9 protein-coding genes and 1 pseudogene are annotated in these 7,938 nt (G+C 54.3%); 6 read left to right on the forward strand and 4 right to left on the reverse strand.

Features of this window, described 5'->3' with window-relative positions; translation table 11 throughout:
* Positions 1-135 precede the first annotated feature (135 nt).
* The 4 genes from F8N49_RS22610 to F8N49_RS22625 all read left to right on the forward strand — a co-directional run bounded on the left by F8N49_RS22610 (position 136) and on the right by F8N49_RS22625 (position 3,233).
* On the forward strand, positions 136-1,143 hold the full coding sequence (locus F8N49_RS22610) for a tetratricopeptide repeat protein (protein ID WP_122750480.1): 1,008 nt from the start codon (positions 136-138) through the stop codon (positions 1,141-1,143).
* Positions 1,144-1,232: 89 nt separating this feature from the next.
* Positions 1,233-2,204 carry a tetratricopeptide repeat protein gene (locus F8N49_RS22615; RefSeq protein ID WP_178117061.1) on the forward strand — a complete coding sequence of 324 codons (972 nt, stop codon included), beginning with the start codon at positions 1,233-1,235 and terminating at the stop codon, positions 2,202-2,204.
* A 270-nt stretch (positions 2,205-2,474) separates the two neighbouring features.
* Positions 2,475-2,744: a DUF2790 domain-containing protein gene (locus F8N49_RS22620; RefSeq protein ID WP_151552675.1), complete on the forward strand. Its 270-nt coding sequence runs from the start codon at positions 2,475-2,477 to the stop codon at positions 2,742-2,744.
* A gap of 90 nt (positions 2,745-2,834) precedes the next feature.
* Positions 2,835-3,233: a hypothetical protein gene (locus tag F8N49_RS22625; protein WP_073476138.1), complete on the forward strand. Its 399-nt coding sequence runs from the start codon at positions 2,835-2,837 to the stop codon at positions 3,231-3,233.
* Here F8N49_RS22625 and F8N49_RS22630 read toward each other — a convergent pair.
* Positions 3,230-3,499, reverse strand: a complete 270-nt coding sequence (locus F8N49_RS22630) for a DUF1652 domain-containing protein (protein ID WP_016774885.1) — start codon at positions 3,497-3,499, stop codon at positions 3,230-3,232. The two genes, F8N49_RS22625 and F8N49_RS22630, sit on opposite strands and share 4 nt — an antisense overlap.
* A 369-nt stretch (positions 3,500-3,868) precedes the next feature.
* Here F8N49_RS22630 and eco point away from each other — a divergent pair, with 369 nt between their 5' ends.
* The gene (eco, locus tag F8N49_RS22635) at positions 3,869-4,354 is read left to right on the forward strand and encodes a serine protease inhibitor ecotin (RefSeq protein WP_151552677.1); all 486 of its coding nucleotides are present in this window, start codon (positions 3,869-3,871) and stop codon (positions 4,352-4,354) included.
* A 36-nt stretch (positions 4,355-4,390) separates the two neighbouring features.
* Here eco and ilvA read toward each other — a convergent pair.
* Positions 4,391-5,380: pseudogene (ilvA, locus tag F8N49_RS22640) on the reverse strand (threonine ammonia-lyase, biosynthetic); the annotation flags it as partial.
* A 283-nt stretch (positions 5,381-5,663) separates the two neighbouring features.
* Here ilvA and F8N49_RS22645 point away from each other — a divergent pair.
* Positions 5,664-5,843 (forward strand): hypothetical protein, encoded by a 180-nt coding sequence (locus F8N49_RS22645; protein WP_151552681.1) that lies wholly within the window; start codon positions 5,664-5,666, stop codon positions 5,841-5,843.
* A 15-nt stretch (positions 5,844-5,858) separates the two neighbouring features.
* Here F8N49_RS22645 and F8N49_RS22650 read toward each other — a convergent pair whose 3' ends face one another.
* Positions 5,859-7,160 (reverse strand): ATP-binding protein, encoded by a 1,302-nt coding sequence (locus F8N49_RS22650; RefSeq protein WP_151552683.1) that lies wholly within the window; start codon positions 7,158-7,160, stop codon positions 5,859-5,861.
* Between the two features lie 4 nt (positions 7,161-7,164).
* Positions 7,165-7,866: a response regulator transcription factor gene (locus F8N49_RS22655; protein WP_016774890.1), complete on the reverse strand. Its 702-nt coding sequence runs from the start codon at positions 7,864-7,866 to the stop codon at positions 7,165-7,167.
* Positions 7,867-7,938 lie beyond the last annotated feature (72 nt).

Genomic DNA, 7,938 nt, shown 5'->3' on the forward strand with positions numbered 1-7,938 from the left:
TGTTGAAGTACGTAAAAACTATAAATCGCACGCAAAATTACTTGGTGCAACTCTGGCCGATTATTGTCAACAAAATTATGTCCCATTACCAACCTACTCGCTTAGTGGGGCGACACCCTATTTAAAAGGCTACCAATGAACAGACTAATAAAAATCAAATTAAATCAAATCATTCTAATGTTCAGCTTGGGTTTGATTTCAGTATCGCCGTATAGCGCCAATTTTACCAATGCATCCTCAGTCCCTCAGCAAAGTGGACCAAGCGGAATCATTCTTTACAACCAGATGAAAATAGATGCGGCCATTCCACAGCTAGAGCGAGAGGCAAAAGACGGCGTAATAGAATCACAGTATTATCTTGCCGAAGCTCTTCGAAAGAAAAATGGATACATGACTCCCGAAGCCCAATTTTGGTATGAATCGGCAGCAGAGAAAAAAAACATATACGCAATGATTCAGTTGGGTCGAGCAAAAAAAGATCTTTGCGCAACGATGGGAAATTGCCCGTCGTCAAAAAAAACTCAAGCAGAATGGTTCGTAGAGGCAAAAAAAATAACGTTACCTAAGGCAAATGATGGCGATCCTGAATCTTTATACTTGATGTACGAAATCACGCTGGATCACCATTGGTTAGAAAAATCTGCTAATGCAGGCTATCCGCTCGCGCAATATTGGATGGCGATCAGCGAAAGGCAGGGAGAGGGTTACTTCTTTACTCCTGGAGGACGTGAAGCGTCGGTCAAAAAATGGCTGCTACTCTCTGCGGAAGGTGGCAACCCTAAAGCTATGATGCAATATCTAGAGACGCTTTATAAGCAAGGAGACATGGCGAGCATTCGACATTGGCTTGAGAAGGCTGCCGCAACAGGCGAACAAGCTGCAATGAGTAACTATGGTGCGTACATTTCACATACGCCAGATAAAGTAGGTTACTCTTTGGATTTAGTCAAAGGCTACGCTATTTTCTCTTTGTTAAAAGAACTCGGTGACGCCGGTGGCGTGCAAGATTATGTCGACCGTAAGATCGAAAAAATTTCTGAAAAGATGACACCAGAACAAATTGAAGAATCAAAAATCGTCGCTGAAGAATGGAAAACCAATCACCCACCGCTGTCTTTCTTCCCCGACAAGCTGAGTAATTGAGTATATTTTTAAGTTGTCCGCACCCAAATTCCATCTAGATAAATTATCGCCACTGCCCTTGATGAACGACTGAACAGGCAAAGACTTCAATGAAACTGCTGGCCACTGCGTTAACATTTTTAAGCCTAGTATCAGCCCAGTCAAACGCGCTTACGAACGAACAATCTCAGGCAAAAACCAAGGGCATTGAACTATACAATCAATACAAAGCTATCTCTGCAATTGAACCACTAAAAAAAGCAGCCGAAGGCGGTGACGATGAAGCACTTTATTATCTCGGTGAAGCGCTAAGAAAAAACAACCGTCACATGACTCCGGAGGCTAAAAAAGCATACGAAAGCTCCGCAAAAAAGGGGAACATCTACGCCATGATTCGCCTTGGAAGGATTGGAGAAGATTTGTGTACGACCATGAATAACTGTCCTCCAGGTGAAGACTCTGCCAGTAGCTGGGTAATTAATGCTAAAAGCCTTGCAGTTGAGCGAGCAAAGCAGGGCGATAGCGAGTCGATGTACCTGCTATATGAAATGACGGGCAACGAGGAATGGCTGGAAAAATCTGCAGAGAATGGATTCGCATTTGCTCAGTTCCGTCTTGCGACGAAGTACCAAGAAGGGAATGGCTCATTTTTACTACCCTCAAGGCGCAACCAAGCTATCGAACGATGGATGAAGGCATCCGCTGAAAATGGTTATCCACTCGCAATGATGGGGTTAGCCGCGATCATGATAGAAAAAAATGATTTAGCCTCGTTCAGATTCTGGAACGAGAAAGCCGCCGACTCAAGCTATGTAGAAGGTGTATTTGGATATGCATCTTACATAGGTGAAGAAAACTCCAAGTACGGTTTCACGTTCGACCCAGTAAAGTCGTATGCTTTACTTTCAAATCTGCTGGAGCTTAATGGCGGAGGTAACGTAATACGAGATGTCAACGACACATTACCTGACATAGAAAAAAAGCTGTCAAAAGAGCAACTAGAAAAAGCAAAAGAACTCGCAAAAACGTGGAAGGCCACTCACCCATCGCTCTCGTTTTTTCCAGATAAGTTAGGGTACTGAAATTTAGCAGCACAGCCTTATCATTAATTTTTTTCGAGCACGTCAAAGCCCGTACCCTAATGATTCATATCGCAAACGACAAATGCCCGAGACAAGGAAAAAGCAACCGTAAATAACTCAGCTCATATTCACATCGGTTAACTCAGCCTTAACGCCACAATCAGAGACTCCATATCACCGCACACCCTCAGCTCTCCCCCGCTGACGCCCAGTGCGGCAGGCTCGTCCGGCTTCGTGCCGGGCGCCTATCCGTTACGCTGGAGTCCTCTCATGAACATTCGTCCCTTCCTGCTCACCGCCACCCTCGCCTGCTGCTCATACGCCGCACTGGCCCAAGCCAACGACACCTCCGCCACATCGAATCAAACACCCTACCAATACGGCATGCCACTACACGTGGCGAAGGTGCTTTTGCTAACCGAGCCGCCGACCCTGGAATGCAAAGTCATCACCGCCAACATGAAATACATCGACAACACCGGCAAGCCCGCACATATCAGTTACAGGAAATTATCAGACGCATGCAGTCAACAGAACTGACAGACGTTTCTGAATTTCCGGTCGGCCATAGGCGTGGGGTTGCTCCGGCGGGTATGCTCGGGGCCTACCCTACTGCCGCAAGGATTGGCCATGCAGTTGTCGTTCCGCACGTTGTCGAGTTTTACTTCCATCCTGTGTTTTTTGCTGGCGCTGGTCTGGGGATTTTTTCCGGAGGTGTTGCTGGCGATCTGGAGTATTGGCTATTCGGAAGGCACCGGCATAGTCGCAAGGCGCAGCGCGGTGCTGTTTGCGGCGTTGGGGGTGATGTTTTATTTGCTGCGCAATGCTCCGCCGTCAGCGGCACGCAGTGCACTGAGCACTGGTTTTATCGTCGGCTGTTTCGGTTTGGCGGCGTTGGGTTTTGGCGAATGGCTCAATGGCCATGCCGGCCCCGGGATTTTGCTCGCGGTGCTGGTCGAGTTCGCGCTGGGCCTGGGTTTCGTGCAGGCCCGGCGCGTGACGGTCGAACTGGGTGAAACGGTGGGTTAAACGGCTCGAGAACGAGCGCTGGTTTGATGTGTCGTGGTTTGTTGCGCGAGGTCGGAACGCAGGCCAGCGACCAGGTTGTTGATTTCACGGCAGCTGTTCAGGCGGCTGGCGTCGATTCCACTGACGTAGAGATCGGCTTGGTCGGTCCGATGGTCGCCAAAGACTTTGACGGACATCGACAAGTCGGGTGACAGCGTGCACTGGCAGCGTTTCGGCAAGAAGCTGCTTTCAATGATATTGCGTAATTCCAAGGCAGATAAAAACATGGCGAACCCTCTCCTTTCTGTGCGATTGCCAATCAAGTATTCACGCTGACCCTTTGCTGCGCCTTCACGGGTGTGCCCCCGCTGTTTCCTTGGTGCGGCAAATGGTGGTACTGCGAAATGCCCATTGGAGTGTAGGCGCCCAAATCCAGTGCGCCTCACGGAAAGAACGCATAAAGCGTGCCTTTGATCGGTTCGTTTTACGCCCTGCAAAATCAAGCACTTGGAAAAGTGGCCAGTATCCTGCTATTTGCAAAATGCATGAACCGACCACCCGTCCACTGCAATCTGCAATCTCCGGCTGAATTTGCTTTCGAAGACCATGACGGCAAGAATGTCTCCCATTGCAATTCAACCCGCACGGAGGCTTCCATGAATTCCTTACGAATTTGCGCGATCACTGGCCTGTTAATCGCCAACCTTTCCACCCTCGCTCACGCCGCCAAACTCGAAGACGTCGCGCCGTATCCCAAAGCCGAAACCGGGTTTACCCGTCAGGTCATCCATCTGCCGAAACAAGAGCAGGAAGAGAATTTCCAGGTTGAAATTCTCGCTGGTAAAACTCTGGAGGTGGATTGCAACCGTCAACGTCTGGGCGGTGTGCTCGATGAAAAGAATCTGCAAGGCTGGGGCTATCCGTTCTATCGCTTGGAAAAGGTCATCGGCCCGATGAGCACGCTGATGGCCTGCCCGCCCGGCAGTCAGAAAAAACGTGCTTTCGTTCCGGTCGTCGGCGACGGCTTCATGTTGCGTTACAACAGCAAATTGCCGGTTGTGGTGTACGCGCCGTCGGATGTCGAAGTGCGTTATCGCATCTGGTCGGCGTCGGACAAAGTCGGCACCGCCCTGCAGGAATAACCCGAGCGCTTGTTACGCCGGCACGCCGCAAGCAGCGGCGCGTTCGGCGACATGGCGCAGGCTGTCGAAGTTGATGTTGGCCCCGGAGTCGATGGCGACGAATGTCTGATCGCGAACGCCGCTGCGCGCCACGTACCGCTTGATCCCCGCCACGGCCAGCGCACCTGAAGGTTCAGTGATCGAACGGGTATCGTCGTAGATATTCTTGATCGCGGCGCAGAGCTCGTCATTGCTGACCGTGATTACTTCATCTACGCAGAAGCGGCAAACCTCAAAGCCATACGCGCCGATCTGCGCTACCGCTACGCCATCGGCGAAGGTGCCGACGCTCGGTAGAACCACCCGCTCGTCCGCACTTAAAGCCGCTTGCAGGCACGCCGAATGTTCGGATTCGACGCCGATGATCCGCACTTCCGGGCGCAGGTATTTGACGTAGGCCGCGATACCGGCGATCAAACCTCCGCCCCCGACCGGGATGAAGATGGCGTCCAGGGCGCCTTGATGCTGGCGCAGGATTTCCATTGCCACGGTGCCTTGTCCGGCGATCACGTCAGGATCATCGAACGGTGAAACAAACGTGCATCCGGTCTGTTCGGCCAAGTGCAACGCATGGGCCAGAGCAAAGGGGAAACTCTCGCCATGCAGCAATGCGTCGGCACCGCGACTGCGCACGCCGAGCACCTTGAGCTCAGGGGTGGTAGACGGCATGACGATCGTCGCGCCGATGCCCAATTCCCGTGCCGCCAGCGCTACACCCTGCGCGTGATTACCCGCCGATGCAGTGATCACTCCCCGCGCTCGCTGCTCATCGCTCAGTTGCACGAGTTTGTTGTAAGCACCACGGATCTTGAAAGAGAACGTCGGTTGCAGATCTTCGCGCTTGAGCAGGACCCGATTGCCCAATGTTTCCGACAACGCTGGCGCAAGCTGCAACGGCGTGCGCACCGCAATGTCGTACACCGGTGCGGCCAGGATCTTTTTCACGTAATGCTCAAGCAAAGCTTGCTGGTCGGGGCTGTGCGGCATGGTCGTCTCCTGACATTTTTCAGAACCCCGGAGACAGAAAGTAAAAACCCGCCTCTAGGGCGGGTTGGGTGCTGCAGCCGTGAGCTAGCCCGCCAGTTGAGGAATGGCGGTAATAATGCTTGGCTGGCAGCGCGATACGGTGAAAGTCATGGGCTGGAAATTAGCCTGCCGGCAGATGACAAGTCAATGGCCCGCTGCAGAACATTGAATCATCCGCAGAACTGCACAGTCACTGCAAAGGAGAACAACAACTTCCCCAAGCTGATAAAAGTGGAGATTGACCATGAACATTCGCCAAGTGCTGTTCGCCGTCCCGCTGCTGGTCGCCGCCCTGTCCAGCCCTGCTGTTTTTGCTGTCGATGAAAGCGACGCCGTCAAGAAACCCGAATGCCCGAAAGGCCAGGTCTGGGACAGTAAAACCCAGCAATGCGTGTTGCAGACCAGCGCCACAACGCAGCCCTGATATTCGTCATCCGGTTCAGGCCATGGCCGGCAACCACAGCCTGAATCGCGCCCCACCCAGCGGCGAACTCTCAACGGTTAGTGTGCCGCCCTGCGCTTCGAGCGCGCGGCGGCTGATCGCCAAACCGAGGCCGAATCCGCCGGTCGCGCGATCACGGCTGCGGTCGAGCCGATAGAACGGTTCAAAGATCCGCTCGCGCTCGTCGTCGGGAATGCCGATGCCATCGTCGTCAACCCATATCTCACAACCGCCCCCAATGACCTGCACGCCAATCTGAATGCGCTTTTCGCAATAGCGCATGGCATTGCGCAACAGGTTTTGAATGGCCCGAGCGGTCAGGCGCGGATCCAGCGCGAAGCGTTCGAGCTGACCGTGCAACAGAACGTCAATCACGATTTCCGGCGATTCCAGCTCCTCATCGACGCTGCCGAGAATGCTGTCGATGAACTCGTCGAGCGACACCTCGATGCGCTCGGGCGATTGCGCCGGATTCTGCAAACGGCTGTAGGAAAGCAACTCCAGCACCAATTCATCCAGCTCACGAATGTGCGCGACCAAGCTCTGCAAGCGCTCGCGGCTGGCGGCCGGCAAGTCTTCCGACAAGGCCAATGCCAGGCCGAAATCCAGACGCGTCAACGGCGTACGCAATTCATGGGAAACGGCGTTAAGCAGATCACGCTGCTGGTTGAGCAGGTTCTCGATATCGCCGGCCATGGTGTCGAACACGTTGGCGAGGCTGCCGATGTTCGAACTCGGGGCGATCCTGGTTCGCTCGCTCAAGTGGCCTTTACCGAAGCGTTCGGCGGTGCCTTTCAGGCGCTCCAGATCGCGCCAGTGCGGGCGCAACCAGAGCAGCAGGCAGCCGAGCAACATGGCACCGATCAGCACGTTGATGCTCCAGTACAACAGATCGACGTCGACCGGATCGGGCGGCACGACCATGCGCACGGCCATGTCCGCATTCAGCGGAGTTACCGCCAATGTTCGCCAGCCCCAGTCGCCGATGCGCACAACGTTTTCACCCCGGTGCAGACGTTCCTGCTCGATGGGAGTGAACACCGGGTCGTCGATTGGCGTCAGGACGATGTGCAGCGGCTGGAATTCCTTGTCCATCGCCGCTGCAATCTCGGGCCACTGCTCTTGCGGCGCAGCATGAAACTGCTTGGTGATCAGCGATTGCAGACCTCGGGAAAAGTCCAGGTTGTAGGTGACGAAGCGATCCCGGAAAGCCATGACTACCAGATCCGGCACCAGATAGATCGCCGCGCTATAGGAGACGATGGTCACCAGATACAGGCGAAACAGGATGCGAAACATCAGCTCAGCATTCCCACTCGGAGCGGCTGAACAGATAGCCCTTGCCCCACACAGTCTTGATCTTGCGCGCCTCGCCGGCGTGATCATCGAACTTGCGCCGCAGCTTGGAAATCGCCACGTCCACCGAGCGGTCAGTGCCATTGAATTCAATACCGCGCAGCCGCTGAAGAATCTGATCGCGACTCAGCACTTCGCCAGCGTGCCGGGCCAGCACCACCAGCAAATTGTATTCGCCGCTGGACAGCTCAACCGCTTGATCACGCCAGGTCACGGTGCGCTCGGACAGGTCAATGCACAGATTGCCCATGACGATCCGGTCATTAACCGCCAAAGGCTCGCCGAGGCTGCTGCGCCGCAACAAGGTACGCACCCGAGCCAGCAGCACCCGTGGCTCGCAGGGTTTGGTGACGTAATCGTCAGCGCCCATTTCCAGGCCCAGCACCTGATCATGGCTGTCATCGCGGGCCGTGAGCATGAGGATCGGCAGTGTCGCTGAATCGGCGCGCAGCAAGCGGCACACCTGCAAGCCGTCGAGGCCCGGGAGCATGAGGTCGAGGATCACCAGATCCGGCGGGCTGATCCGCGCCCGTTCGCGCACATGGTCGCCACGGCCGATGACGCTGACGGAGTAACCGTTGCGCTCCAGGTAGCTGGAAATCAGTTCGGCGAGGGCGGTGTCGTCTTCGACCAGGAGGATGTTGGGCATGGGGTGTTCCAGATATTGCTGAGGTATATGTCAGACCGCTTTCGCGAGCAAGCTCGCTCCCACAGTGGTTTT

Source organism: Pseudomonas sp. GXM4 (genome assembly GCF_008923895.1).
In the GTDB taxonomy this organism is placed as follows: Bacteria; Pseudomonadota; Gammaproteobacteria; order Pseudomonadales; family Pseudomonadaceae; genus Aquipseudomonas; species Aquipseudomonas atacamensis.